This is a genomic window from Halorutilus salinus (assembly GCF_026242195.1).
Taxonomy (GTDB): domain Archaea; phylum Halobacteriota; class Halobacteria; order Halobacteriales; family Halorutilaceae; genus Halorutilus; species Halorutilus salinus.
Genome location: NZ_RKLV01000005.1, coordinates 1 through 24,695, shown reverse-complemented (window position 1 = coordinate 24,695; position 24,695 = coordinate 1). Strand labels below are relative to the sequence as shown.

Sequence of the window (24,695 nt, the reverse complement as noted above, 5' to 3'; positions counted from 1 at the left end):
TTGTCTTTGCCGTTCATTGTTCCGTTCCGTTGCCCCAGTTGTCGAACTCGTTCTTGGGTACGACCTCTACCTGCGCCGCCATCTGCGAATGTCCCGAACCGCAGAGTTCGTAGCACTTGGCGGTGTACGTCCCGGTCTCCTGCGGGTATATCCACATCTCAGTGATCTGTCCCGGTATCGCATCGCTTCTGCGGTCGAAGTACGGTAGACCGAAGTTGTGCATCACGTCGTCCGACGTTACGTCGAACCTCACCACCGTGTCGTTAGGTACGGTCAGTCTGCCGAGCGACTCCTCGCCGTCGGGGTAGTTGAACCTCCATCCGAACTGGAAGCCAGTGACCGTGACGTCTAACTGATCCTCAACCTGCTGTTCGGACGGACCTTGTTCCATCGGTATGAACCCCGCGAAGTACGTCCATCCGACGAGCGTTATAACGATGACGGCGCTCGCGCCGAACGAAAGGAAGAGCTTCTTTCCTTTCCCCCCGCCCTCAAGAGGCGGTATCTCCCCCATATCCGGCGTGTCGCTCTTGGTCTCACCGTCCTCCGAACGGTTCTTGTACGCCTTCTGTAATGTGTACGCGATGACGACGACTCCGACCAACGTCCCCGCCACTATGAACGCTAAGAACAGCTGTCCGAATATGTCTGAGGTACCGTCGACGCCCGCCTGAGCTATCAAACCGTCCCACGAACCGGCGACCGGTACAGGTACTTGGGTCGTCATTGGTGTCTCCTATATGCGTAGTAACTACTGCTTCCGTCTATATAAGTTCCCTGAAACTGACCGACGGACGCCGGGAAAGAAAACGGTTTTACCTCCAGCGAGGGTATATACCCCATCAGAATGTTCGACTTCGAACTCGTAGACATCATAGGCGTGGTCATACTGTTGCTTCTGGTGTCTTCGGTGGCTATAATAATCGTAGCCACACCGGAGGTAGCCGACACGCCCGAAGCGCCGGAGTCGAACTGGAGCATCGACAGGGTGAACCGGAGCTATGCCACGGTAACGCATGAGGGAGGTATGCCTATAGACAGAACCAACCTGACCGTGATAGTGGAGGAGTATCCGAGACCCACCAAGTGGTCGGGCGAGGCGGACGGCATGGTTGCCGAAGGTGACTCCGCAACCGTGCAGGTCAGCACCGATCAGGATATAGCACTGTACTGGACGGGAGTCGACACCGTTAGAAGGGAGGTTCTCGCTTCCGATGGGGGTCCGGAATGAGCGCGGAGACGGCATCGGGCGGAAAGGAGGCTGTAAAGAGACATCCGGTCGCTGTGACGGCGGTTCTGAGCGCCGTCGGGTACGCCGTCGTGATAGCCACGTTCGGCGGCTTTCTGCCGTATCCGGATATAGATCTGAGCACCGTCAACACGATGTCGCACGCCATAGCCGCGGTCAACACGGTCACGCTTCTGTGCATACTCGCGGGATGGCGGTGGATACGCCGCGGTGAGGTGAAGAAACACCGTACAGCGATGGTTTCGGCGGTATCGCTCATAATAGTGTTCCTCGTCATATACCTGTTCAAGATAGGCGGCGGGGGTACGAAGGAGTTCGTGGGTCCGACGCTCGTACGTAACTACCTCTACCTGCCTATGCTTGCGATCCATCTCGTTCTGTCGATCGTCTCCGTTCCCGTCGTGATACACGCCGCCGTACTCGGTCTTTCGCACACGCCGGAGGAGCTACGTGAGACGGCGCACGCCCGTGTCGGACGTATCGCCGCGGGTGCATGGTCGCTCAGCCTGTTTCTTGGGGTCGTCGCGTACTTCCTTCTTAACCATGTCTACAGCTGGGACTACCTCGGTCTACTCGTGCCATGGTAACGCGTAAGCGCCCGCGGCGAAGAGGAAGGCGCTAAAGACGGTGAGTAGAGCGAGTGACGTTACGAGTTCCGCGCCCGAACCACCGGTGAAAGTAGCTCCGCGTACGGTACGTGAGAAGTAGGTGAGTGGCAGGAGTTCGACGACGGGCGCACCGACGCCGAGCGTATCAGGAGCGACGAAAGTGTCGGCGAGAAAGAGCATAGGGAAGCCGACGCCGTTGCTGACGGCGATAGCGCCGTCCTGCGACGAGACGGCGCGTCCGATGAGTGCACCCAGACCGCAGAACCCCGCGGAGGCTATGAGGACCGACGCGGCGGTAACCACGACCGAGACGAGTGATAGGGTGAGGCTGGCACCGCCGACGGCGACGAGTAGGAGGGCGATCAGCCCGGAGGCGGCGAGTATCAGACCGCCGTTGACGGCGACGTGCGCGGTCAGCCATTCGGCGCGCGTCAGGGGTGTCGTCGCAAGCTTCTCAAAACGCCGTCTGTCGCGTCCGCGTGCGACGGTGCTACTCAGACGTGAGAGGGGTGTCAGGAGAACGACGAAGCCGAGGTATCCGGCGAAGTAGTAGCCCTGAGGCTCCTCGAAGAAGCCACTGCCCGCGCCGACGACCACGGCGAACAGTGCGACGAGTATAGCCGGGAAGACGAAGGTGAAGAAGACGGCGGCAGGCTTGCGTAGGAAGGAGCGCCACTCCGCCGACGCCTCACCGCGGACACGCGACGGCTTCATACCTCCCCCGTGAGGTGCAGGTACGCCTCCTCAAGACCCGGTTCGCGCCAACGTACCTCGTCGTACCCAACACCCGCACCGTCGAGGGCGTCGAGCGCATCGCCGATACCGTCGACACCGACACCTTCGAAGACGAGTTCATCCCCCTCCACCGTCGCGTCGAACCCTTCGATGGCTTCCTCTGCGGAACCCACCGTGCGGACGACGAGGCGGGGTTCGCCCGCGTGTTTTCGGATAACGTCGTCTGTCTTCCCCACCTCGACGAGCTTACCGTCGTCTATGAGTGCGACACGGTCGGCGAGACGTTCGACCTCGCGCATGTAGTGGGTGGTGAGGAAGACCGCCGTGCCTTCGTCCGCGAGACGTTCGACGACGCGCCAGACATCCTCACGTCCTTCGGGATCGATTCCCGTTGTGGGTTCGTCGAGGAAGATGACATCCGGGTCGTTGACGAGCGAGACGGCGACCTTGAGACGGCTTTTCTGTCCGCCCGACAGGTCGCCGTAACGCGTGTCGACGGCGTCGGACAGACCCATCTCGTCCACGAGCGCGTCGGTATCGCGTGTCTCGTCGTCGGGATAGAGCGACGCGTAGTAGCCTATGAGTTCGTCGGGTGTGAGACGTTCGGGTGGCGTGAACTCCTGCGGCAGTAGGCTGACACGCGCCTCGTCGGTCTGTTCGGGGGACGTGCCGAGAAGACGCGCCTCGCCGTCCGCCGGGCGCGCGGTTCCTGTAAGGCAACGTACCAGCGTCGTCTTCCCCGCGCCGTTGGGTCCGACGAGCGCAAAGACCTCGCCCGCATCGACGGAGAACGACACGCCGTCGACAGCGACAGTCTCACCGTACGTCTTGCGCAAGCCGTCCGCCTCGACCTGTTCCATACGGCTGATTGTCCGGGCGACGGAGTAAGAGTTACGACGTGTACCTGTACAGGACGCCGACGGCTGTAACGAAGACGATAGTCGAAAGACCGTACGAGTACGACTGCACGAACGCCGTCACGCCCGCGCTCCCGACGACCGACAGAGCACCCGCTACGAGAGTCCATGTGCATCCGACGCACGAGACGAGACCCACCGCCGCGCCGACGAGCGACGACGCCGTGTCGGTGAGGGAGACGAAGACGAGGTATGCAAGGGCGGCGTAGCCGACGAACTGGAACGGTATGATACGGAGGTAGACGAAGTCACCCGAGTAGGCGAGTATAGGACCCCAGCCCGGAGAAGCACCTGAGACGGTGAACGTAGCACCCGGCGACGCCGCCGTACCGACGAGACCCGCTAACCAGAGGAGGGCGACGAAGTAGACGCCTGAGACGACGGCGACGACGGGTGCGTACCACGGTAGTTCGTCGGGTAACGGCGTCTTGAGAAGAACCCACGCGCTGAGGGTTACCCAGACGACGGGAAAGAGCGCGTGCCGCGCGGTGACCGCGACGGCGTCGGTAAGGAGGAAGTAGAGAGCCACAGCGGCTACCTGTACGGCTACGAAGACAGCCCATGGGGCGATACGTCTCTGTCTCTTGTTCATAACACGAACGTTTCTATCGCGAGTACGAGCATGACGGCACCGAGGAAGGCGTTCGACGAATGGAAGGCACGCATAGCGGCTGTACGCGTACGCTCACGGTGGAGACGTACGACAAAGTAGATGAAGACGGCACCTGCGGCGACCGTGACGCCGGCGAACGCCCAGCCGAGCTCGGAGACGTACGCGAGCAGGGAGACTGAGAGAAGCGTCGCACCGAGGTAGAGGTTGATATGCCGTAACGTCGTCTCGTCGCCACGTACGACGGGAAGCATCGGTATGTCGGCGCGTTCGTAGTCGTCCTTGTAGACCAAGGCGAGGTTGTAGAAATGCGCGGGCGTCCAGAGGAAGATGACGCCGCCGAGGACGAGAGCAGGGACGCCGACGTTGCCCTCGACAGCCGCCCATCCGATAAGGGCGGGTAACGCGCCGACGGCACCCCCTATGACGACGTTCTGATCCGTGTGCGGCTTGAGTATCACGGTGTAGACGACGGAGTAGAAGACGATCGCGAGCATCGTCAGCGCCGCGGCGAGAACGTTTACGAATGCGACCACGACCGCACCCGATGCGACGGCGAGCGCGAAGCCGAAAGCGACGGCGTTACGGACAGGCACGGCGTCGTTCGCCATCGGTCTGTCGGAGGTACGCGCCATTCTGCGGTCGCGGTCGCGCTCTATAACGTGGTTGAACGTGCCGCTCGCGCCTATGGCGAGGCATCCGCCGGCGAGCGTCGCCACCGCGGTTCCGAGTGTTACGGAACCGCCGCCTGCGACGGCGAGTGCCATACCGGCGACGGCGACGAGACAGAGAAGCCACATCAGACGCGGCTTGGTCATGTCGATATAGGCGCGGACGGTAGAGTTCGCCGACGGCGTACCGTCGTCGGGTTCGGGCGCGGGCGTCTTGGCTCCGGTCTCTACCTCACCCTCGCCTGCGTCGGTTTCGAGACGCCATGTCAGTGCTACAAGCGTCAGCGTGAAGATAGCCATGGCGGCGACGAGATGAACCGATGGGAGGAACTCCTGACCCGACAGGACTGTTAGACCGCCTATAGCTACCTGTGCGGGATAGAGAACGAGGGCGGCACCGAGTGCGAGACGTAGACGCCGTGACGCGTCAACGACGAACGACGCCGTTACGGACGCAACGAGAAGCACCCCTGCGACGAGGGCGGCAAGACGGTGACCCCAAGCGACGAACGCGGCGTCACCCGGCGCGACGAAAAGAGCGCCGTCGCACGTGGGCCAAGTACCGCATGCTGTGGTCACGTCCTGTAACGAGACGGTCGCGCCCACAACTATGAGGACGTAGGTCGCCACCGACGTGACGGCGAGTAGGTTGGTGAACCTTCTCTCATCAATCATGTTTAGGCTCCGTTACGGTACGTTTCATTGTTGTATACGTGGGGTCGAAAGCCCATAAACGCTTCTTATTCGGCACACGCCGTGGTTACGGTGCGACGAGGGTTGTGAGTGACCCCGAACTTGTTCGGTGTAGCTAACGCACGACGGTGACGGGCACGGGCGACCGCCGTGTCACGTTCTCGGCGACGCTTCCGAGGAGGACACGTGTCACACCGCTACGTCCGTGGCTACCTACGACGACATGGTCAACATCGTGTTCGTCGGCGTACTCGACGATACCGCGTGACGGGGAGTCGCCTTTAGCGTAGTCGCTCGACGCCTCGATACCGGCTTCCTCAGCCTCGTTGACGAAACGCCGTAGGAAGTTCTTGGTCTCAGAAAGGACGCCTTCGTAACGCTCCTCGCCCACGTCCTCGCCAGACATCTCTACCGCCTTCTCGAAGTACTCGGGGTCGGAGAGGTCGACGACGTTGAAGACCGTGATACGCGCGTCCTCACCCTCATACTCGTCAACTGTCCATTCGAACGCCTTTCTTGACTGTTCCGAACCGTCTACGGGAACCAGAACGTGCTCTGCCATGCGCCTACTTCTGCACCCTACCTAATATTCTTGACGGCTGTTCGGGTGTTCACGGACGGCTACGACGGCGGGATCTGCCCTCCGTACGTCCTCGTCGTCGAAGCTTCTAAGTACGCGCTCGGAGACACGGGTTTTGAACGCCTTCTCGTTACGGACATCGTTGACGTACGCCTTTCCACGTACCGCCGTATAACCGCCCGCGTCCTCAAGACGTGACACGACGCCGTGGTCTTCGGATAGGTAGACGTAACGCGAACTCTTGAGTGCATCACGTATGATCCCCGTGGCTCGATCCGTATCGGCGTCGGGTGAGACGTAGAACTCGACGACGACCATCATCTCAGGCGCGCCCGCGTTGGCGTTCGAGAGCGAGTTGGTGAAGAAGAGGTAGTTGGGTACTGTAACGACGGAGTCGTCGGGCGTCAGGAGCTTAGTCGATCTTATCCCTATGTTGGTGACCTCACCGTAGTGGTCGCCGAACTCGACCTTGTCGCCCACCGTGTACGGACGTTCGAAGGTTATGACGATCCCGCCGACGATGTTTGCGAACAGATCCTGGACGCCGAGCGCAAGTACAGCGCCGAAGACGGCGGAGAAGGCGAGTATCTGGTCGGGGCTAAGCTCAAGAAGAGGGACGAGGACGTAGTAGACAGCCGCGGCGTAGACGACGAACCTCGTGATCGGTACGAACATCTTGAACGTGATACGTCGCTCGACGGAGCGTTCGGAGAGACGCGTTAGGACGTACGTCAGTACACGGGCGGCGAGTACGGCGACAGCGAGTACGAAGACGGCGGCGACGACGGTGGAGAGATCGACGCCGATAGGTTCAACCTCGACGGGTTCGGGAACGCCCGTCACCATACGAGACGCCTCCTTCTGAGATGCGAGACGACACGGACGAGGCTCTCGGCGCGGAGCGAGACGGAGCCGTCGGTGGTTTCGACGAAACCGGCGTCAGACAGATTACGTAGTGTTCTCGGAAGCGAATCGGGCTCGACAACCGAACGCAGTACGTCGCGCCCCACGGTTTCCTTCGAAAGGGCGACGCGGAGGGCGAAGGCGTCCTCGTAGCTCAGGTCGGCGTCCTCGTTCTCTTCGTCCCAAGACCGTTCTTCGAAGACGGAACGTGCGACGCCGGGGTTTCCGGACGACGCCGCGGATATCTTCTCAAAGATGTTGTCGGAGCTTTCTTCGAGCAGACGCCCGAGACCGAAAGGAAGGCTGTCGTGGAACGACGTCTTCCGGTCGGCGGTAACACGGTTGAGGTCATCGCCGAACTCGGAGACGTCGTACTCCGAGTCAAGGAGCCTTGCAATCTGAGAGGCATCGAGCTTAGGTACGCGAACCGTGTCGCCGAGAACGCCGAGGTCGACGGCGTGACGGACGTAGTCCCATGCGTATGTGTTCCACGACGTTACGAAGGTGGCGTCAGAGACAGTCACGTCTTCGGCGAACCGTTCAAGGGGTGCGAAGCCGCCGACACGCCGCGTGTAGAGGTAACGGGATCCCTCGACGACACAGACGCCGTCGTCGGGTATCTCGACGCCTTCGTCGGAGACGGAGGGTACGGAGACACGTCTCACACCGGCTTCCGTGACAGCTTCGTCGACGACCGTCCGGCGTCCGCCGAAAGGCTCGGAGGCGACGACGACGTTCTCACCGCTCTCGATCGCTTCCTTCGCCGCGTCTATCTCCTCGTCAAAGGCTTCGTCTAGCACGACGGTTTGTAACTCGACCGCCTTCGAAATATACCTTCCCCTGAGGTCTTCGACAGGTGAACCAGTACGGATATGTCCGTGTCGGTGGTATCCGTTGGCAGGTGAAGCCGAACAGAAGAGTCACGGTAGCCGTCGCCGTCTGTCTGGTGTTCGTAGTCGGTGTCTTCGTCGTCGACCCCGGAACGACACCGGAACCCGTGAGCTTTGAGGACACCGTACAGATAGGTATGTCGGACGCGGGTATGAGGGAGGCGGAGTTCGAGGGTTACGAGGTTCCGAGTGCTCAGGTGTTTTACTCGCAGTACAGCTTCGTCGTGGGCTATACAGGTCTCGAATCCTTCGCGCGTAACGTCGGCGAACGCCGTTACGAACGCGTCTGGGGTGTGCCGACCAAGGCGTACGTCACCGACTTCTCCGGTACCCAACCGTCGCCCGTCGGCGCGGGCTTCGTCGAAACGTCGACGGATCCGGAGTGGACAGACGCGTCGGATGCGAGATACGTCGTCGGCGCGGGTCCCGTCGTCGCCTTCTCCTCCGAAGAGGATGCGCGCCTCTACGCCGACGAGTATGGTGGAAAGGTACGTGGATACACGGGGGTTCTCGAAACCGAGTTTGAGGAGCCTGATATAGAGAAGGCGGCGGACGAGGTTATCGCCGGAAGGTCGCGCACAGCCGACGAGAAGGTACGGAAGACGCACCGTCTTCTCAGCCGTAACGTCTCCGTGGTGGTCGGAGAGGAGCACGAGACGGTGCAGTCGGCGGTCGACGCCGCACCGCCGAACAGCTCCGTACGCGTCCCTGAAGGTGTATACAGGGAGCATGTCGTCGTTGACAAGCCCGTAACGCTCGTCGGAGAGGGTGACGCGCGTATCGTCGGATACGGCAACGGTACGGTCGTCACGGTTGAGTCGGACGGCGTCGCCGTTTCGTCGGTATCCATATCCGGTGTGGGTAACGCGACACGCGGCGAACCGATGCGCGGCGGAGGCTGGGACGAGACGATACAGGAGGCGTACGGTAGGTCGGACGCCGCCGTACTTTTTAACGAGACCGAGAGGGCGTTGGTACATGAAGTGACCGTCGATACGTCGACTACGGGGGTTCTGTTTTCGGAAGTGGACGACGGCGTCGTGGCAGGGACGACGGTGAACGGAACCGAGGAGTGGGTAAACGGATTCATGGGCGTTCTTGCGATACGGTCGCCCGTTGTCGTCCAGAACTCGACGTTCAACGAGGGACGTGACGGCGTATACTCCCACGCCTCCGACGGTCTCGTGGTACGCCGTAACGTTATGAGAGACGGGCGTTTTGGTGTCCATCTGATGTACACGTCCGAGACGTTGATACGCCGTAACGAGGCAAGCGGCGGGGCTATCGCAGGTATCGTGATCATGACGCGTCCAACTTCGAACTACATCGTCGGTAACGAGGTTCGGGACAGTCGGAACGGACTGTCGACCGTGGGTAGCCGTTCGTACTTCGCCGACAACGTCCTCGTAAACAACACGAATGGTCTACGTATGGGAGCGCGCGCCTCCGTCTTCACACGTAACGTCATGTTAGGAAACCGGTACGGCGCAAGCGCGTCTACGGTACTTCCGTCGAACGAGGTGACGAGAAACGACTTCGTTAGGAACGAGGTTCAAGTCACGTCCGCCGAGGGTGCTATGCGTGTCTGGGGTGGTAACGACGATGGCAACTACTGGAGCAACGCACCGCCGGGCGCTAACGTCTTCCGTCCGACCGATCGCGTCGACTCGTCGGTTACCTCGACCGACGGGATGGTGACGTTCCGCAGATCGACCGCGTACAGTCTCCTGCATGGTCTGGACACCGTGGTTCCGGGTATGCGTTCGGGCGGTGTTGTCGACGAGGATCCGCTTGGTAAGCCCGCGGTCTACGACAGAAACACGACGGAGGATACAGAATGAACAAGACCGAGTCAGCGGCGGTTCTCGAAGCAAACGACGTCTCGAAGACGTACGGCGAGCTGGAGGTTCTCAAGGACGTATCGATGGAAGCCGAACGGGGTAGGGTGTACGCCCTCATAGGTCCGAACGGCTCCGGCAAGACGACGTTTCTCAAGATACTCGCGGGTCTCCTACCCCCCGACTCCGGCGAGGTTCTTAGACGGACGGGCGGTGCGGAGCGCGCGGTGGGATACCTGCCCCAACAGCCGTCTTTCAGGGACGGCTTCACCGTTGCAGAGACGTTACGTTTCTACACGCGTCTGTTGGACGAGAAGATGGGTGACGGATACGTCAGCGAGGCGCTCGGTGATGTCGGTCTCTCCGACGCGAGCGACAGACACGTATCGGGTCTCTCCGGAGGCATGACACGTCTTCTCGGTGTCGCGCAGTCGAGGGTCGGCAACCCCCCGATAATGGTGGTCGACGAACCCACGAGCGGTCTCGACCCTGAGATGACCGGACGTATCTTTGAGACACTCGGCGGTATCGCCGACGACGGAACAGCGGTGTTTCTGACGACCCACGACCTCGACAGGGTTGCGCGACACGCCGACGAGGTGGTTCTTATACACGACCGCCGTATTGCAGGGTCGGGATCGCCCGATGAGGTGGTGAACGAGCATGAGGCGGAGAGCCTCGCGTCCGTCTTCGACTCCGTCGTCCGTGGTGGGGGTCGAGGATGAGCGGAGCACAGGGGGGTAGGACAGTACTTAGACGTGAGCTACTCACGGTTCTACGTACACGCGCATACCTCGCGCTCGGCGTCGGATACGCCGCGGTCGTCGTCGGCGCGGCGTGGTTCAGCGGCGGTGCGAAGGGCGGATACCTGCCTACAGCTTCGAGCTTGACGACGCCCACGGAGATCCTCGTACCCGTGGTAGCGTTCGCGCTCGGATACCGTGTCGTGCTTACCGACCGATCGACGGGTGAACTTGACGTTCTCAGGACGTACGGTCTCGGACGCGCAGAGTACGTCCTGAGCCTCTATGCAGGACGCCTCGTTGCTCTTTCTGTCGTACTCGTCGCGCCGCTCCTGGTCGTCGGCGGTCTCGTATGGACACAGAGCGGACCTACCATCACCGTGATAGCGTGGCACGGGGGCGTCGACTCGCCGTTGTTGCTCGCCCGTTTCGCCGTACTGACCGTGGCTTTCGGCGCGGCGGTACTGTCGGTCGCTGTCGCCGTCTCCGCCGTGTCAGGCACCGTCCGTACCGCGCTTGCGCTCGCCGTACTCGTCTGGGTCGCCCTCGCCCTCGGCGCTGACCTCGGCGTTATCGCGGGTGTCGTGACCGAAAGTCTGGGCGACGAAGCCGTCGTCTGGCTCACTTCACTCAGCCCGAACACGGCGTTCCGTGGTCTCGTTCTCGAAACAGTGGTAGGCGTCGCTTCGGGCGGTGTGCGCGCAACGTCGGTGCCCGCAAGCGTCCTCAGCCTCGTTCTGTGGACTGTCGCACCTCTCGTCGTGGCTGTCAGAAAAGTCTGGAAGTAGCTAAAGGGAGTCAACGATACGTTCTGTGACATCGCCGAAGCCGATAACGTCGCCGGCGTACTCGTCAGAGAAAGCCGTCGCGTCGTCACCGTCCGTGAACGGAATCAGGCTCGGTCCCATAGCCCCTAAGGCGTCGGAACCGACGACGACCGTGGTTCGGCTCGCGTCGGCGAAGTCCTCGGCGTTCAGATGTGCGGAAATATACTTCGACCGTCGTTCGGTACGTACCTCGTACTCGACCGACGAGTAGTCGGTAACGTAATGTACGAGAGGGTTCCAGTTTTGTCTGTTGCCCGCGTAGTAAAAGTCGAAGAGACAGACGGTGGAGCAGAAACATGCAGGCTCGTCCTCGTCGCGCCCCTCCGGCGTGTTGTCGCGGTAGTACGTCTGACCGACAGGACCCGGATGGTCGCGTACTATCATACCGCATGTTTCGCACGACCTTCCGGTGTCGAGCGAGATGGGCTGTGGTAGTTCCTCCGTACCACCTCCGAGGCATCCCGTTGCGAGAGCCGCGGACACAGCGAGGAAGCCTCTACGCGTCTTCGTTCGCATCCTCACCACTCGGTGTTAGCTGTCCGCGGTAGATGTCCGCCGTCTCGGCGTCGAGCTGTTCGTACCCTACTATATCGTCCTCGGTTAGGTACTCTACAGCGTCAACGTACTCGACGGCGTCGTTACGCTCCTCGAAAGGCGCGGGGTTGAGCATCATAACGTCGTCGACGCGTTCGGGGTCAGTTTCGAGAGCGTAGAACGCCTCCGCCCCGTCGATCAGCTCACGCGTCTCGTAGCCCGTGACCCAGACGGACGCGGTAGGCGCGGACGAGACAGCGAACTCATCGGGGTACGTCTTGTACGCGACGGTACAGCCCGACGAGCAGAGGTAGGCACGTTCGCCGTCGTCGTGCGCGACCTGAGCATTCCAGTCGGGGTAGTCGGCGGCGACCATGTTACAGACAGCGCAGTTGGCGTCCGCCGGGAAATCCACGGGTTCTGTCGTCGCGGCTTCGTCGGCATCCGTCTCGTTCGCGCCTCCCCCGTCCGACACGTTGTTATCGGCTTCCTCACCGTCCTCCATCCCCTCGTCCGCGCCGAGACACCCCGTCGATACGCCCGCTCCGATAACGGTCGATGCACCGATATATCTGAGTAGTTCGCGTCTCCTTCTGTCGTTGGCTTCCGGCATAAGAGCGTCTACACACCGCACGAGAATATACCGTGTGGTTCGAACGTCCAACGGTTTCGGCGGACGTACCAGAACGGGTTACAGTCGCCGGACGGTATATACGGTGATGGAAAGACGAAGGTTTCTACGAACGGCGTTCGTAGCGGGGGCGACAGCCACGACGGGCTGTCTCTCCGCCCTCGGAGGCGGGAACGAGAACGTCGTCCTTCCGCCACAGGAGGATCAGCTGGGCGACAGCGAGGATCTCGCGTACCCGGCGTACGGTCAGGGTTTCCCTGAGTTTTCGCTCCCAAACCCTCTCACGGGCGAGACGGTCGAGTCGATCTCAGAAAACCACGTCACCGTAGCTACGCAGATATACGCGACATGCCCCGCCGAATGTATCGTCACGGGCAACCAGCTCGCTGGTGTGCAGGCGGCGCTCGACGAACGCGGTTTGGGCGACTCGGTTCGTTTCCTCGTGGTTACCTTTGACCCCAGAAACGATACAGCAGAGGTTCTGCGCGACTACGGTGAACGTATGGGTGTAGATCTCGACGCCGGTAACTGGGAGTTTCTGCGCCCCGAAGGACCAGAAGAAGCCGAACGCGTCGTAACCGACAGCCTCGGTATCGCTTTCCAGCGTCAGGGTGCCGAGTTCATACATCCGTCGGTGACCTTCCTCGTCAACCCCGACGGCTACACGGAGCGGGCTTACCAGGGCGAACGCCCTAAGGTGAGCCGCGTCGCGGACGACGCCGAAACCGTCGCCAACGCGCACAGCCTCTAATGGCGGCTACGTGCGCACCCGCCGACCCGACGTACGGCTCCGCGCCTGTCGGTCTCGTCGGCTTCTTTCTTCTGGGACTTCTCGGAGGGGCACACTGCGTTGGTATGTGCGGTCCGCTCGTGAGCATGTACTCGGAACGTATGAACACGGCGTCGAACCGTCCGGACGTACTCAGTCTCCGAGAGGTCAAACAACATTTTCTCTTCAACCTCGGAAGAGGGGCTAGCTACACGGCGATAGGTGCGGCGCTCGGACTCGCGGGCGAGGTCGTCTTTGTCACCGCAAGGGACGTGACGGCGTTCGTGACCGAGATCCGTGCGGTCGTAGGTCTAGCCGTCGGTGTCGCGGTTATAGGGGTCGGTATCGGCTACGTCTCATCAGGGACATCAAGGAGTCTCGTTCCCGCCTCATGGGTCTCACGGGGCACGAGGTATCTCCATAGCCACGTCACGCCCTATGTTGACGAATGGGTAGGTGACAGACGGATAGCCGGCCTTGGTGCCGTCCACGGGCTCCTTCCGTGCCCCCTTCTGTATCCAGCCTTCCTCTATGCCTTCGTACAGGGGTCGGCTATAGGGGGCGCGGTCTCGCTCGCCGCACTCGCCGCGGGAACGTTTCCGGCGGTGTTTCTGGTCGGGGCTATCATGAGCTCGGCGGACGTGAGACACAGGAGGAACCTACACCGCGTCCTCGGCGTCGTCTTCGTCCTCCTCGGGTACATACCCCTACAGCACGGTCTTGCGTCACTCGGGGTTCCCCTGCCGCACGTCCCTATACCTTACTACCAGCCGTGGTGACGTTCGTATCGCCGGTGATATACGTCCGGACAGCCTACTACGTAAGTAATACCATGTCAGAGACAGCCGACCCGCGGAAGACGATACTCGACTACGTCTCCGAGAACCCCGGTGTACATTTCAACGAACTCGTAAGGTCGGTCGAGATGGCGACGGGTCAGGTACAGTACCATATGTACCGTCTGACGAAGAGGGGCGATATAGACGGGGACAGCCTGTACGGTAGGACGCATTACTACCCCGCTGAGTATCCCGAAGACAGAAGAGGAGCGGTCGCGCTCCTGAGACGAGAGACGGCGCGCGAAGTCGTCGTATATATCGTCGAAAACGGCGAGACCAGACCCGACGAGTTAGCCGAGGCGCTCGACGTTGCCCGGAGCACCGTTGAGTGGCATCTTGGGCGTCTTGAGGAGCAGAGCCTCGTGAGTAAGAGCCGGGGTGACGGGGGAAGGGTAACCGTCTCGGCGGTCGACGAAGATAGGACGGTTGAGATGCTTTCCGACATATCTCCGTCGCTCGCCGACACGGTCGTCGACAGGTTCGTGACGATGGTCGACAGGATGCTCGAAGAGACGTAATGACGACCCCCGCGGCGAACCGGCTCGGTGTTGAAGGCTCCCCGTTCCTTCTTGCAGTGCTGGTACTCGCAGGTATAGGTACGACGGCTGTCTTCGCGCTTAGCCTCGTTGCGTACCGGAGAAGACGCGGGAAAAGCTACCTTCTGATATCCGTGGCTATCGGTCTCCTCGTGGTGCGCACGCTCGTAGGCTTCGGTACGGTTCAGGGTGTTATACCGATGCTGTACCACCATCTCGTCGAGCATACGCTCGACTTCCTTATAGCCGCGCTCGTTCTCACAGCGGCGTACGTCGGTGGCGCGGACGCGGAGACGTAGGAACTTTTATGTTAACATGACGAACGTCCGCCATGGGACACCATACGTTCGACCCGGAGAAGGCGGATCGCCTTGACGACGCCGAGAGGCGTTACAGATACGTCTCGATGGAGGAACTCGTCGGCGCTCTCGACCCCTCGCCGGAGGACGTAGTCGTCGATCTCGGGAGCGGAACGGGCTTCTATACCGACGACGTTGCGGGCTTCGCAGGTACTGTATACGCGGTCGACGTTCAGGAGGAGATGCACGACCGGTACCGTCAGAAAGGCTTGCCCGGAAACGTCGAACCCGTGACAGCGGGTGTCAGCGGGATGCCGTTCGGTGACGGTTCCGTCGACGCCGCGTACTCGACGATGACGTACCACGAGTTCGCGTCGCCTGAGGCGCTCGCGGAGATAAGACGTGTTCTGTCCCCGGACGGTCGTCTCGTCGTCGCCGACTGGTCTGCGAACGGTGACGGCGACCGGGGACCACCGACGGACGAACGTTACGACGCCGAGGAGGCGGTCGGTGCCGTCGAGGACGCGGGGTTCGAGGTCGAACGCGCCGACGAACGTACGGAGACGTTCTTTACCGTCTCAGCCGTCGCGTAGCGCCGCCTTGTCGATCTTTCCGATGTCGGTTAACGGTATCTCGTCGACGAACTCGACCTCGTCGGGAACGGCGTGTTTGGCGACGCGGTCGGCGAGGAAGGACGTTATATCCTCCGGCGTGAGATCTGCTTCTTCCTCCGTCCGGACGAAGACCTTGACGCGTTCGCTACACGGACGTTCGGGGTCGGGTACACCGACCGTACCGCCGCGTTCGACATCGGGGTGGGCGTGAAGCTCCTCGTCAACCTCCTCCGTGTAGACCTTCAGACCCGATACGTTTATCATGTTCTTGACGCGGTCGACGACGTAGAAACGCCCGTCGGTATCGAGACGGACGAGATCGCCGGTGCGGACGTAGCCCTCACGGGAGCCGGAACGATCCTCGTGGGCAACTGAACCATTCGAGTCACGGAGTTTATCGAACCCTTCGTCGCCATCGACGTAGCCCTTCATACGCTGGGGTCCGTCGAGGAGCATCTCGGCGACGATGTCTTCCTCAGCCGCCTCTTCGAGAGGTATGTCTTCACCCGTCTCCGTGTCGCGTAGACGGACACATGTTCCGGGTACGGGAACGCCGACCGTCGGATGGTCGTAGCCGGGTTCACGCCTGGAGACGCCCGCGATAGACTCGACGAGCCCCTCTATGTCGAAATGCGTGACAGGTGACATCTCAGACAGACCGTACCCCTGCGTCATACCGCGTGCGTCGTCCTCGAAGCCGTCGCGTGTCTCCGACGCGAGCGGCGCGGAACCCGATATACCGACAACGTCCATCTCACCGTCCGTCTCCATCTCCATGAACTGCGTGGGGACGCCGACGACTGCGGTCGGGTCGCGTTCGGAGACGTACCCTACGACGGAGTCAGTGTCGCGCGGGTCGGCGACGAGTATCTGTGTCACGCCCATACGTACGAAGGCGTGCGCCATCGAATGCCCGTAAGCGTGGTACAGCGGTAGTGCGTTGAGTACCTCGGCGTTCCCACTCATGACGGACGCGGCGCGCGACATCGAAGCCTCGATCTGCCCCGCGTTCGCGGTTACGTTTCTGTGGGTCAACATGCATCCCTTGGGCGTGCCCGTCGTCCCTCCGGTGAACAGTACGGTGTGAACATCCTCGGAAGGTTCAACGTCGACGGGTTCGAGCGGATCGGCTCCACGGACGACGGCTTCAAACCCCTCGCCCGCACTGTCGCCGACGGTGACCAAGGCGTCCGTACCCAGATCTTCTTCGACCGTCTCGGCGAGTCCGACGTATCTTCCGTCGGCGATCACCGCTTCGGGCGATAGCTTGCTCAGGTTCTCGACGAGTGTTTCCTCGTTTTCGAGAGGGGAGACGGGTGCATGCACACCGCCCGCCACGGAGACGGCGTAGCTCGTAACGAGAAACTCGACGCCCGTAGGTAGGAGCGATACGACGGCGTCGCCCCTTCCGACGCCGCGTCCACGCAGAGCGCCGGCGAGACGGCGCGCATCGTCCCACGCTTCGGGGTACGTCGTCTCCTCGCCGTTCTGAACGAGAGCCATGTCGCCGTACCCCTCCACAGCGTCGCGCAGGAGCGCGTGAACGGCTTCGTCACGGTGGTCGAGGCTCTTCTCAACCCCGTACTTTTGGTAGACGGATGACCAAGGTACGTTCACTTAGACGAAAGACGTGTCTGCTTCGATAGTGTCTTCTGCCGTGTATGGAAGGCTTTTATTTCAGGAACCCGTATCGGGTATATGCGGTACTACCGGTACGTACTCAAACCGCCCGGCGGCTACTTCCATCCGTTGGAGGAGGAGATACTCAAAGGACTCGACGTGGAGCGCGAGACGGTGTTGCACGTATCGCTTCTATCAAACCGCGACGGCGTCGTTGTCTACGGATGCGAGGGGGAGACAGACGAACTCGCCGAGAGGCTCGACGAGAACACGGAGATAGTCGAAAGCGAGATCTTCAGCGTCGACGGTGACGGCTTCAACCTGTACGTCCGTTTCAAGCCGGGGAGTCCGGCTACCGACCTTCTCGAAATAGCCGACGAGAACGGTCTGATCGTCGACACGCCTTTCGACTTTACGGACAACGGTATAGAGATGACCGTCGTAGGAAAGAACGAACGCGTACAGGAGTCACTCCCCGAGTTCATGCGTCTGACGGAGAACGCCGAGACGGTTCTGAGTCAGGTGGGTAGGTACGTTCCTGAGGAGAGCGAGTTCGAGCGCACCCTAACCGACAGACAGCGCGAGGTTATCCGTGCGGCTGTCGAGGTGGGCTACTACGACAACCCACGGCGCGCGACACACGAAGATGTCGCCGAACTTCTCGACTGCACAGCGAGTACGGCGGGGGAGCATCTGCGTAAGGCGGAGGCGAAGATAATGCCCCGGACGGTTACGAATAAGTAGCCTCTTATTCAGGGGACAACCGACTTCCGGTCTACACCGCTATGGAAAGTATGTGTCACGGTGATGTAGACAGACGCCTCGGTACCTGCCGACGAGGGAGGAGCTGAGGCATGAGGATAGACGAGGAGCGACGTTTCTTCCGCGACAGCCTCCGAGACTTTCTCGAAGAAGAGGTCGCGCCCGATGTGGACGAGAAGGACGACGAGGCGCTTTCGAAGGACGAGATCATAGGCTACCAGACGAAGATGAAGGAGGAGTTGGGGATCGGCTTCTCGCCCGACGTTGCCGACGACTACTTCGGAGACCTCGCCTTCTACGGAATCGGCTCCGAGGAGATCTCACGCGTCTGGCCCTCACTAAACGTCACTCTCAACATGTCGTTCCCTGCGATGTTCGTCGAGTTCGCCTCCGATGAGACGAAGGACGCCATGATGGGTAAGCTCGAAACGGGCGAGATCATCGGGGGTCTGGGCGTAAGCGAGCCTAAGAGCGGAACGGATACCGTTCATCTCGGTACGACGGCGCGTCCCGACGGCGACGAGTATGTGCTCAACGGACAGAAGACGTGGGTCTCGAACGCGCCTGTTGCGGACGTTCTGCTCGTCGCGGCGCACAACGAGGAGACCGACGCGCGCGAGATGTTCCTCGTCGACAAGGAGAACTCACCGTTCGAGACGAGCGAGCTTCACAAGATGGGTTGGAAGGCTTCGCCGACGGGTGAGGTCTACCTCGACGATGTCCGCGTGCCGGAGGACAACAACCTGTCGAAGATGATATCCAACGCCGTTGTCGAGGGGAAGAGCCTCAACGAGATGCTTCCGTATCCCCAAAGCGTCGTCGACCTGTTCTTCGAACTCAAGCCCCTCAACGCTATCTTCGCGTTCATGCGTACAGGGATGGCGCTGATGGCGACGGGTATATCGCAGGCGGCGCTCGACGACTCGGTGGAGTACGCAAAGGACCGCGAGTCGTTCGGGAAGAAGATAGGCGAGCACCAGCTTATACAGGAGAAGCTGTACGGTATGAAGGCGAAGACGGAGGCTTCGCGGCGTCTGGCGTACCACGCCATCGACCTCCTGAGCGAGGCTGACGAGGACGCGCGTCTCATGTCGTCGCTCGCAAAGGGGTACGCGTGCGAGAAATGCAACGAGGTGACGTACGAGGGTATACAGGTTCACGGTGCGATGGGGCTTTCGGAGGAGTACCCGCTCGAAAGGTACCACCGCGACGCGCGCGTTATGACGATCCCGGACGGCACGACGGAGGTGCAGAAGCTCATCGTCGGTAACGAGATGCTCGGTCTCTCGGCGTACTCCTGATCCGTCCGACGACATGGCTTGCGCCGAGGCTTCGGTGTGCTAAGCCGTGAGACCGTCGCGCAGAGAAACCGAAGAGACAAACACCGACTGATCCGTACCGGTGAAGGAGAGGCTACCGACCGTTCAGGAGGGATGTAAATGACAGACGAAGAACTCGAACGCGAGTTAGACACGGCATACGACCCGGTTGGGGGTATGCTCGAAGGTCTTTCGGAGGAACAGAAGCAGGAGATAGTCGACGAGGTGGGCGAGCGCGTGGTTCAGAGCCTCAAGGAGGAGAACCAGGAGAGCTTTCTACGCGATCTTGAAGACGCCGTTATAACCAACCTCCCCGTCGTAGGTATGTCCGAAACGGTGCAGGACTGTATACGCCGCGGCGTGCGCGCCGTCTTCGACGACCACACGGAGGAGATGATAGAGGACGCGGGCGATGTCGTGGTTGAACGTCTCTCCGAGTCGCATTCGGACGAGATAGTCGAGGACGTGGTACGTACGACGGCGGTTAAGATACGCCGCGAGTAAACTACCCTACCCTACTTCGCTCGGGGTCTAAGGACCCGCTCGCTCGTTGAGGGTAGGGCTTTCGCGTGGACTCCCGTTCTATGCCTCAGCCGAGGCAGGAGGGTTGTACTCCCCACTCACGTTCAGCGTCCCGCGATTCAAGCGCACGTCTACGCGTGCGCCTCCGTCGTCTGCGTTTTGCCGACGCCGGAGATACTGCAAGCCGATGTTTTTGGAAGCGTTGTAGTCAGCGTGGTTCTGGTAGCCGCACTTCTGACACTCGAAGTCCTCGCCGTGGCGGTTATCATCGTGGGTAAACCCACAGGTCGAACACCGCTTCGACGTGTTCCGTGGGTCCACTTGGACGGCTTCAATGCTCTGCTCTCTGGCTTTGTATTCGACGTACTCGAAGAGGCGACGGAACGCCCACAGATGGTGCCACGATGCTTCTGGCACGTTCTCACGAATGTCGGTCAGGTCCTCAAACACGATATGCGAACAGTCGTGTTCGGCGGCTTCAGATACGAGTTCGTTGGCGACACGGTGCAGGAATATCTCGAAGCGACCGTCCTCTTTGCGCTCGACGCCTGCTATCGCGTCGTGTGCCGCTCGTGTTCCGCACTGTTGGAGGTCGCCACGCCGTTTCTCGTACTCTCGCTTCCAGTGGTTGAACTCATCTGCCGACCAGAACCGTCCGGTCGAAGCGACCGCGAGTTGGTTTACACCGAGGTCCACACCGAGGACTGTTCTGTGCCCGGTAGTGGTGTCGGTGTCGTCGTCCTCTTTGAGCATCGACGCATGGAGATACCAGTCACCGTCACGCCGATGGAGAGTTGCCCGCCGAAACTCGTAGTCCTCGTTGGTCACGTACTTCGTTGGCGGTGTGTCAGCGTCGTCGGGGAGAATATAGTCGCACTCGATACGCCCGTCCGGTGTCGATAGCGAAACGTGGTCGCGGTGGAACGTGGCGCTTCGCTTATCGTAGACGGCGGTATCCGCTGTGAACGCCGGACGTGACGTATCGTGGTCGTTTTTGAGCCGTTCGACACCACTCTTGATGGCTTCGACGGCCTGATGAATCCCTTTCTGGACGAGGTTTGCAGTCAACTCTGTATCCTCGCGTAGCTGGTCGTACAGCGCATCTTCCGCCTTTGCTTTCGAGGTGACGTGGTAGCCGTTGTCGTCACCAGAAACGCGCGGCGTTTCTGGTTGGCAACCAGATTCCTCCGGAATCTGGTGACGCCCGTGCCAGCACCACTCGCTCGCGGTGTTGGAACAGTATTTGAATTGCTCGATAGTCTCCCGCAGGTGTGTATCCGCTCCTTCGGGTGTATCGAGCTTGATAACGGCGGTTCGACGGTATTCCACGATATTTTCATATATGACGTTGTAGTTACTTAATAATTGGGAGTTCGAAGGCACCAGTCTGGCGGTTGGTCAATGCCGGGTCGGCTTCCTCCCCACCCTACTCGCTTGTGCTTCCGCCGGAGCCGGAAGCCCGGCGCTCCTTGAGGGTGGGGCCTCCGCCTCGAATTAGGTGAAACCGCGTAACCCCTCGGAAGAATACCTACCTGACGAAGACCTCGTCGACACGTCACCGTCACCGAACCCGTCGAATGCGCGATCGCTCGGAAGGCTGTCTACATAACGAAGACCTCGTCGACGTAGCCCTCGATCTCGTACGTTTCGAGCGCCTCCTCTGCGTGGACGTTTCTTCCGACGACCTCAGGAACGCCGTCGGGTCTGAGACGTTCGTAGCCGGCGACGGCGACGACCACGAGAAAGCCCAAGGCGGAGACGAGAAGCTCGCCGAGGTAGTAGCCCACGCCGGCGACGACGCCCGCGACGACGATACCGACGCCGAGTCTGCGTCTCCTGTGGCGCATAGCCTCACGTGAGTGCGCGCCCACGACCTTGGTTCCGTCGTCGCCCGGAACCATCATGTACGTAGGATCGGCACCGGGTTCGCCGTAACGGAGAACGTCTACCGTCGTCGGGAGTTCGTCGGTGTCTATACCCCCCATCTCAGGTTCCTTCGTCGGCGTCGGTGAGAGCACCGTCTTCGACACCCACCTCACGGCGTAGGTCTTCGGCGTCCTCGATACCGCCCTCGTTCCGGTCGTCGCGCCCTGCGAGTTCGGCGTCAAGGCTCGTCAACGCCTCGTCACGCGTACCGCCGTGCGCCGTTACGCCCGTTCCGACATCGATCGCTACCCAGACGCCCGCCTCGTGGACGAGACGTATCTCCTGTTCGCGCATAGACCTCTTAGAGACTCGTGGGTTAAATTCGCGTCGTTACCCCGCCCCGCACGACAACGGTTATTCTTCTCCGACATCCACCTCGCACACAGCACCGTCGGCGAGTCCTTCGTCGTCTATGTACGCCGACAGACACGCGTAGTTGCAGAATGCACCGGTTTCGACGCGTCTGAACTCACGCTCCTCCATGACGAAGACGGGTTCGTCTCCGTACACGTCGTTTCCGCAGTAGTCGCATTCGGTCATGGGCGTCGTACGTCACTCCACGGTAAGACTGTACGGGTCGTGAGACGGCTTCCCAAACCGGCTGTTTAACACAAGGGCTTTATAGATCCCCGCGGAAGATAGACTGCCGCATGACAGAAGGCACGATCGGCTTCTTCCATGATAGGAAGGGCTACGGTTTCATAGAACGTAACGACGACGACGACTCCGAGGACGTTTTCTTCCACATGGAAGACATAGAGGGTCCTGACCTAGAAGAGGGTCAGGACGTCCGTTTCGAGGTCGAGGAAGCAGACAAGGGTCCGCGCGCCACCAACCTGGAGCGCGTATAGACTACACCCGCGGCTGACGCGGGTTTCTATGTACTAACCACGTAGCGCGAGCTAAAACGAAACGTGTTCTTTAGGTTCGAGGTTGGGTCCACGGTCGTCGTAGCCCTTCCTGCCGACGTACGCCTCGCTCAGGTTACCGAGTATCGACTCGTAAAGTTCGACGGTCGTCCCGTACGTCTCCGTCCCGCCGCGTTCGAGCACCTGTGCGACCGTCTCGGACTCGCCGCCCGGCGCTTCGAGTTCCGTGTCACCCATACTGTCGAGTACCATGCTTTCCTCCACGGGGGGGTCGACGGAGTCCTCTATCTCGTTCCTCATCTCTCTTAGCCTCATCTTTCTACCTCGTCCGGTCGGTCATAACTAACGGTGGTTAATAAACCTTGGTGTGGTCTATAACTTAACCGGGCAGAATTAAACAACAAACAGACAGATAGATAGGACAGCTGTTCGGAGAAGTACGACGGACGGCTAAACGCGTCTCAGAGGGACGGTGGGTCTACGACGGCAGACCGCCCGCGAAAAGGTCGGTTTCGAAGCTGTCGGTGTAGCTACGTCCGCCGACATCGCGGCTGAGTCCGAGGGCTGTCACGGTACCGTCGAAGGTTATCTCCGTGCTGGTGCGCTCGTCCCTGCGGAGATGGCTCGCCCACCAGTCGGCGATACGTTGGTTGTCGAGGACGGCGCGCGACCCGACCGTTTTCGAACCGCGTGCGGGGAGCGTGAAGTCGTCGACGGTTCCGTCGCTGAGATCGATACCGTTCATGTTGACTGTGTAACCGAGATCCTCGAAGCCGACCGCGAACGGGTTGGGGTTTCGGAGCGAGACACGTACGTCAAGGGGCGTCTCGTCGTCGTCGGCGGTTCCCCACCAAGCGTCGACGTTCTGTACCGCGAAGACGGTCTTTCCGAGAACCTTGACGCGCATCGCCTCACGTGTCCGTACGGAGTCGGCGATACTCGTCGTGAACCCGCTCGTGTAGTTGGGTGTCTCGACGGAGAAGGAGTCGACGCCCGTACGCGTCGGGAGGACGCCCGCGAAGTCGATAGCCGAGAGGTCGACGGACGGAAGATCGACGGTGAGATGGGGACGTATGACGAGGTCGGTACGTTCGCCGTTGTTGACGTGGGTGCGCCACCATTCGAGTAGCCTGTCGCGGTGTATACGCGCGTTCAGATGTATGGTCGTGTTCCGACGGTTGAGTGAGACGCCCTTCTTTTGTGAGCGTGCGACCTCGATACCGTTCATCGTCGCGTCGTACCTCAGACCCACGCCCTTGACGTGCACGTCGACGAGGCTCGCGCCGTCGAGAACGACACGTGTCCGTATCTCGGAGTAGTCGTCGGTTATCTCGCCCCAGTCGTTGGTGATACGACGGACGAGGGGCGCGTCCAACGGGAGTTCCACGCCACGGATTATAGACGCGCCCACATCAATATTCGTGTTCCGCCGGCGCTGTGACTCGTACCTCACACGCGACACGGTTGAGGAACGGTATGGGTTGGACGCGGATTCGTCGTCCGTGAACGAACAGGAGATGGTACGACGCCCTAATTCTCGGATTCGTAGACGTAACGGACGCCGTCGACCATGACGACGTACCTGCCGTCTTCGACCTGTGTGACGCGCCGGTTGCTGTCGATGGCTACGTCAACTAGGCTCTGGTGAATCACTAGGTAGCGATGGATTGTATCGTTAGAGCAAGGAGAATGAAGCGGGAAACATCGAGTTGGACATGTCGAAAATCTCCCGCTTCACTCAAAGAGTAGTGACGTTAGCAAAAAATGCTGTCGGTGGACGAGGCGAATCCGCCGCCCCGACAGGGGGTGGCGGATTCGCCGATTACGCTGTCGTTTCACTGCACTGCCTCCGAGTTTATCTCGGTGAATCCTACCGCACTGCTTTGGATTGGCTGAGTGAAATGCCACACATTCTGGCTGAGATAGGGCTTGAACCCGACGAATTACCTGATCACTCGACGTTAGTAAAGGCGTTTGACAGATTGACGATGGAAGTCTGGAGAGTGCTCCTGCGCCTCTCCACGCAGGAGCACGAAACCTCCGGACACGCCGCCATCGACTCGACGTATTTCGACCGCGAGAACGCTAGCAAACACTACTGCCGCCGCACGAACTACCACGTCCAGACGCTCAAAACAACCGCACTTGTTGACACAGACACACAAGCCGTACTCGACGTACACTGCACGAC

At 60.6% G+C, this 24,695-nt stretch carries 33 protein-coding genes; 15 read left to right on the top strand and 18 right to left on the bottom strand.

The genetic code is table 11. The annotated features are described in order from the left end of the window. Positions 1-13: 13 nt before the first annotated feature. Positions 14-727, bottom strand: coding sequence for a cytochrome c oxidase subunit II (gene coxB, locus EGH25_RS05900; protein WP_266086721.1), 714 nt, complete (start codon positions 725-727; stop codon positions 14-16). 120 nt (positions 728-847) lie between these two features. On the opposite strand from coxB, the gene EGH25_RS05895 reads away from it, so the two are divergent. Further along, entirely contained in the window at positions 848-1,231 is a 384-nt protein-coding gene (locus EGH25_RS05895) for a hypothetical protein (protein ID WP_266086720.1), read from the top strand. Next, on the top strand, positions 1,228-1,836 hold the full coding sequence (locus EGH25_RS05890) for a DUF420 domain-containing protein (protein ID WP_266086719.1): 609 nt from the start codon (positions 1,228-1,230) through the stop codon (positions 1,834-1,836). The genes EGH25_RS05895 and EGH25_RS05890 overlap by 4 nt, the downstream gene beginning before the upstream one ends. On the opposite strand, the gene EGH25_RS05885 is transcribed toward EGH25_RS05890, so the two are convergent. From EGH25_RS05885 to EGH25_RS05855, 7 genes are all read right to left on the bottom strand, one after another. Next, the gene (locus tag EGH25_RS05885; RefSeq protein ID WP_266086718.1) at positions 1,819-2,571 is read right to left on the bottom strand and encodes an ABC transporter permease; all 753 of its coding nucleotides are present in this window, start codon (positions 2,569-2,571) and stop codon (positions 1,819-1,821) included. The genes EGH25_RS05890 and EGH25_RS05885 overlap by 18 nt on opposite strands. Continuing rightward, the gene (locus tag EGH25_RS05880; protein ID WP_266086717.1) at positions 2,568-3,452 is read right to left on the bottom strand and encodes an ABC transporter ATP-binding protein; all 885 of its coding nucleotides are present in this window, start codon (positions 3,450-3,452) and stop codon (positions 2,568-2,570) included. The genes EGH25_RS05885 and EGH25_RS05880 overlap by 4 nt, the downstream gene beginning before the upstream one ends. 31 nt (positions 3,453-3,483) lie before the next feature. Next, positions 3,484-4,101 (bottom strand): DUF7546 family protein, encoded by a 618-nt coding sequence (locus EGH25_RS05875; RefSeq protein ID WP_266086716.1) that lies wholly within the window; start codon positions 4,099-4,101, stop codon positions 3,484-3,486. Further along, positions 4,098-5,465 carry a heme o synthase gene (locus tag EGH25_RS05870; RefSeq protein WP_266086715.1) on the bottom strand — a complete coding sequence of 456 codons (1,368 nt, stop codon included), beginning with the start codon at positions 5,463-5,465 and terminating at the stop codon, positions 4,098-4,100. Before EGH25_RS05870 ends, EGH25_RS05875 begins: the two co-directional genes overlap by 4 nt. 133 nt (positions 5,466-5,598) lie before the next feature. Continuing rightward, complete coding sequence (locus EGH25_RS05865; RefSeq protein WP_266086714.1) at positions 5,599-6,045, bottom strand: universal stress protein; 447 nt, start codon at positions 6,043-6,045, stop codon at positions 5,599-5,601. A gap of 21 nt (positions 6,046-6,066) precedes the next feature. After that, positions 6,067-6,909 carry a mechanosensitive ion channel family protein gene (locus tag EGH25_RS05860; protein ID WP_266086713.1) on the bottom strand — a complete coding sequence of 281 codons (843 nt, stop codon included), beginning with the start codon at positions 6,907-6,909 and terminating at the stop codon, positions 6,067-6,069. Beyond that, a complete protein-coding gene (locus EGH25_RS05855; RefSeq protein WP_266086712.1) occupies positions 6,903-7,766 on the bottom strand; it encodes a hypothetical protein in 864 nt (287 codons plus the stop codon). Before EGH25_RS05855 ends, EGH25_RS05860 begins: the two co-directional genes overlap by 7 nt. Before the next feature lie 56 nt (positions 7,767-7,822). Here EGH25_RS05855 and EGH25_RS05850 point away from each other — a divergent pair, with 56 nt between their 5' ends. Genes EGH25_RS05850 through EGH25_RS05840 form a run of 3 tightly spaced genes read left to right on the top strand, consistent with a single transcriptional unit; the run spans position 7,823 to position 11,225 of the window. Next, positions 7,823-9,697 (top strand): NosD domain-containing protein, encoded by a 1,875-nt coding sequence (locus EGH25_RS05850; RefSeq protein ID WP_266086711.1) that lies wholly within the window; start codon positions 7,823-7,825, stop codon positions 9,695-9,697. Beyond that, a complete protein-coding gene (locus EGH25_RS05845; protein ID WP_266086710.1) occupies positions 9,694-10,419 on the top strand; it encodes an ABC transporter ATP-binding protein in 726 nt (241 codons plus the stop codon). The genes EGH25_RS05850 and EGH25_RS05845 overlap by 4 nt, the downstream gene beginning before the upstream one ends. Continuing rightward, complete coding sequence (locus EGH25_RS05840) at positions 10,416-11,225, top strand: ABC transporter permease (protein WP_266086709.1); 810 nt, start codon at positions 10,416-10,418, stop codon at positions 11,223-11,225. The genes EGH25_RS05845 and EGH25_RS05840 overlap by 4 nt, the downstream gene beginning before the upstream one ends. Here EGH25_RS05840 and EGH25_RS05835 read toward each other — a convergent pair whose 3' ends face one another. After that, positions 11,226-11,780 (bottom strand): nitrous oxide reductase accessory protein NosL, encoded by a 555-nt coding sequence (locus tag EGH25_RS05835; protein ID WP_266086708.1) that lies wholly within the window; start codon positions 11,778-11,780, stop codon positions 11,226-11,228. Next, positions 11,761-12,411 carry a nitrous oxide reductase accessory protein NosL gene (locus EGH25_RS05830; RefSeq protein WP_266086707.1) on the bottom strand — a complete coding sequence of 217 codons (651 nt, stop codon included), beginning with the start codon at positions 12,409-12,411 and terminating at the stop codon, positions 11,761-11,763. Before EGH25_RS05830 ends, EGH25_RS05835 begins: the two co-directional genes overlap by 20 nt. A gap of 106 nt (positions 12,412-12,517) precedes the next feature. Here EGH25_RS05830 and EGH25_RS05825 point away from each other — a divergent pair, with 106 nt between their 5' ends. Genes EGH25_RS05825 through EGH25_RS05805 form a run of 5 tightly spaced genes read left to right on the top strand, consistent with a single transcriptional unit; the run spans position 12,518 to position 15,465 of the window. After that, positions 12,518-13,180 carry an SCO family protein gene (locus EGH25_RS05825; protein WP_266086706.1) on the top strand — a complete coding sequence of 221 codons (663 nt, stop codon included), beginning with the start codon at positions 12,518-12,520 and terminating at the stop codon, positions 13,178-13,180. Then, positions 13,180-13,977 carry a sulfite exporter TauE/SafE family protein gene (locus EGH25_RS05820; protein ID WP_266086705.1) on the top strand — a complete coding sequence of 266 codons (798 nt, stop codon included), beginning with the start codon at positions 13,180-13,182 and terminating at the stop codon, positions 13,975-13,977. The genes EGH25_RS05825 and EGH25_RS05820 overlap by 1 nt, the downstream gene beginning before the upstream one ends. 53 nt (positions 13,978-14,030) lie before the next feature. Next, positions 14,031-14,555, top strand: a complete 525-nt coding sequence (locus EGH25_RS05815; RefSeq protein ID WP_266086704.1) for a winged helix-turn-helix transcriptional regulator — start codon at positions 14,031-14,033, stop codon at positions 14,553-14,555. Then, entirely contained in the window at positions 14,555-14,872 is a 318-nt protein-coding gene (locus EGH25_RS05810) for a DUF7471 family protein (protein ID WP_266086703.1), read from the top strand. Before EGH25_RS05815 ends, EGH25_RS05810 begins: the two co-directional genes overlap by 1 nt. A gap of 32 nt (positions 14,873-14,904) precedes the next feature. Then, positions 14,905-15,465 (top strand): class I SAM-dependent methyltransferase, encoded by a 561-nt coding sequence (locus EGH25_RS05805; RefSeq protein ID WP_266086702.1) that lies wholly within the window; start codon positions 14,905-14,907, stop codon positions 15,463-15,465. On the opposite strand, the gene EGH25_RS05800 is transcribed toward EGH25_RS05805, so the two are convergent. Continuing rightward, positions 15,451-17,103, bottom strand: coding sequence for an AMP-binding protein (locus EGH25_RS05800; RefSeq protein ID WP_266086701.1), 1,653 nt, complete (start codon positions 17,101-17,103; stop codon positions 15,451-15,453). The two genes, EGH25_RS05805 and EGH25_RS05800, sit on opposite strands and share 15 nt — an antisense overlap. 81 nt (positions 17,104-17,184) lie before the next feature. Here EGH25_RS05800 and EGH25_RS05795 point away from each other — a divergent pair, with 81 nt between their 5' ends. From EGH25_RS05795 to EGH25_RS05785, 3 genes are all read left to right on the top strand, one after another. Further along, positions 17,185-17,850: a helix-turn-helix domain-containing protein gene (locus EGH25_RS05795; protein ID WP_266086700.1), complete on the top strand. Its 666-nt coding sequence runs from the start codon at positions 17,185-17,187 to the stop codon at positions 17,848-17,850. 110 nt (positions 17,851-17,960) lie between these two features. Beyond that, positions 17,961-19,169: an acyl-CoA dehydrogenase family protein gene (locus EGH25_RS05790; RefSeq protein ID WP_266086699.1), complete on the top strand. Its 1,209-nt coding sequence runs from the start codon at positions 17,961-17,963 to the stop codon at positions 19,167-19,169. A gap of 138 nt (positions 19,170-19,307) precedes the next feature. Then, positions 19,308-19,691, top strand: coding sequence for a hypothetical protein (locus EGH25_RS05785; RefSeq protein WP_266086698.1), 384 nt, complete (start codon positions 19,308-19,310; stop codon positions 19,689-19,691). Positions 19,692-19,769: 78 nt separating this feature from the next. Here the strand turns inward: EGH25_RS05785 and EGH25_RS05780 are convergent, their stop codons facing one another. The 4 genes from EGH25_RS05780 to EGH25_RS05765 all read right to left on the bottom strand — a co-directional run bounded on the left by EGH25_RS05780 (position 19,770) and on the right by EGH25_RS05765 (position 22,175). Continuing rightward, a complete protein-coding gene (locus EGH25_RS05780) occupies positions 19,770-21,038 on the bottom strand; it encodes an RNA-guided endonuclease InsQ/TnpB family protein (protein WP_266086977.1) in 1,269 nt (422 codons plus the stop codon). Positions 21,039-21,310: 272 nt separating this feature from the next. Beyond that, the gene (locus EGH25_RS05775) at positions 21,311-21,739 is read right to left on the bottom strand and encodes a hypothetical protein (protein WP_266086697.1); all 429 of its coding nucleotides are present in this window, start codon (positions 21,737-21,739) and stop codon (positions 21,311-21,313) included. After that, on the bottom strand, positions 21,696-21,929 hold the full coding sequence (locus tag EGH25_RS05770; RefSeq protein ID WP_266086696.1) for a type II toxin-antitoxin system HicB family antitoxin: 234 nt from the start codon (positions 21,927-21,929) through the stop codon (positions 21,696-21,698). The genes EGH25_RS05775 and EGH25_RS05770 overlap by 44 nt, the downstream gene beginning before the upstream one ends. Positions 21,930-21,989: 60 nt before the next feature. Beyond that, positions 21,990-22,175: a hypothetical protein gene (locus EGH25_RS05765; RefSeq protein ID WP_266086695.1), complete on the bottom strand. Its 186-nt coding sequence runs from the start codon at positions 22,173-22,175 to the stop codon at positions 21,990-21,992. 110 nt (positions 22,176-22,285) lie between these two features. On the opposite strand from EGH25_RS05765, the gene EGH25_RS05760 reads away from it, so the two are divergent. Then, positions 22,286-22,486, top strand: a complete 201-nt coding sequence (locus EGH25_RS05760; protein WP_266086694.1) for a cold-shock protein — start codon at positions 22,286-22,288, stop codon at positions 22,484-22,486. Positions 22,487-22,537: 51 nt separating this feature from the next. Here the strand turns inward: EGH25_RS05760 and EGH25_RS05755 are convergent, their stop codons facing one another. The 3 genes from EGH25_RS05755 to EGH25_RS05745 form a co-directional block, all read right to left on the bottom strand. Then, positions 22,538-22,819, bottom strand: coding sequence for a DUF5789 family protein (locus tag EGH25_RS05755; protein ID WP_266086693.1), 282 nt, complete (start codon positions 22,817-22,819; stop codon positions 22,538-22,540). Positions 22,820-22,982: 163 nt separating this feature from the next. After that, the gene (locus EGH25_RS12120) at positions 22,983-23,891 is read right to left on the bottom strand and encodes an LEA/WHy family protein (RefSeq protein ID WP_266086692.1); all 909 of its coding nucleotides are present in this window, start codon (positions 23,889-23,891) and stop codon (positions 22,983-22,985) included. A gap of 143 nt (positions 23,892-24,034) precedes the next feature. Further along, positions 24,035-24,157, bottom strand: a complete 123-nt coding sequence (locus EGH25_RS05745) for a hypothetical protein (RefSeq protein WP_266086691.1) — start codon at positions 24,155-24,157, stop codon at positions 24,035-24,037. A gap of 62 nt (positions 24,158-24,219) precedes the next feature. Between EGH25_RS05745 and EGH25_RS05740 the strand changes: the two genes are divergently transcribed. After that, a partial coding sequence (locus EGH25_RS05740) for a transposase (RefSeq protein ID WP_476729812.1) occupies positions 24,220-24,695 on the top strand: 476 nt, incomplete at its 3' end.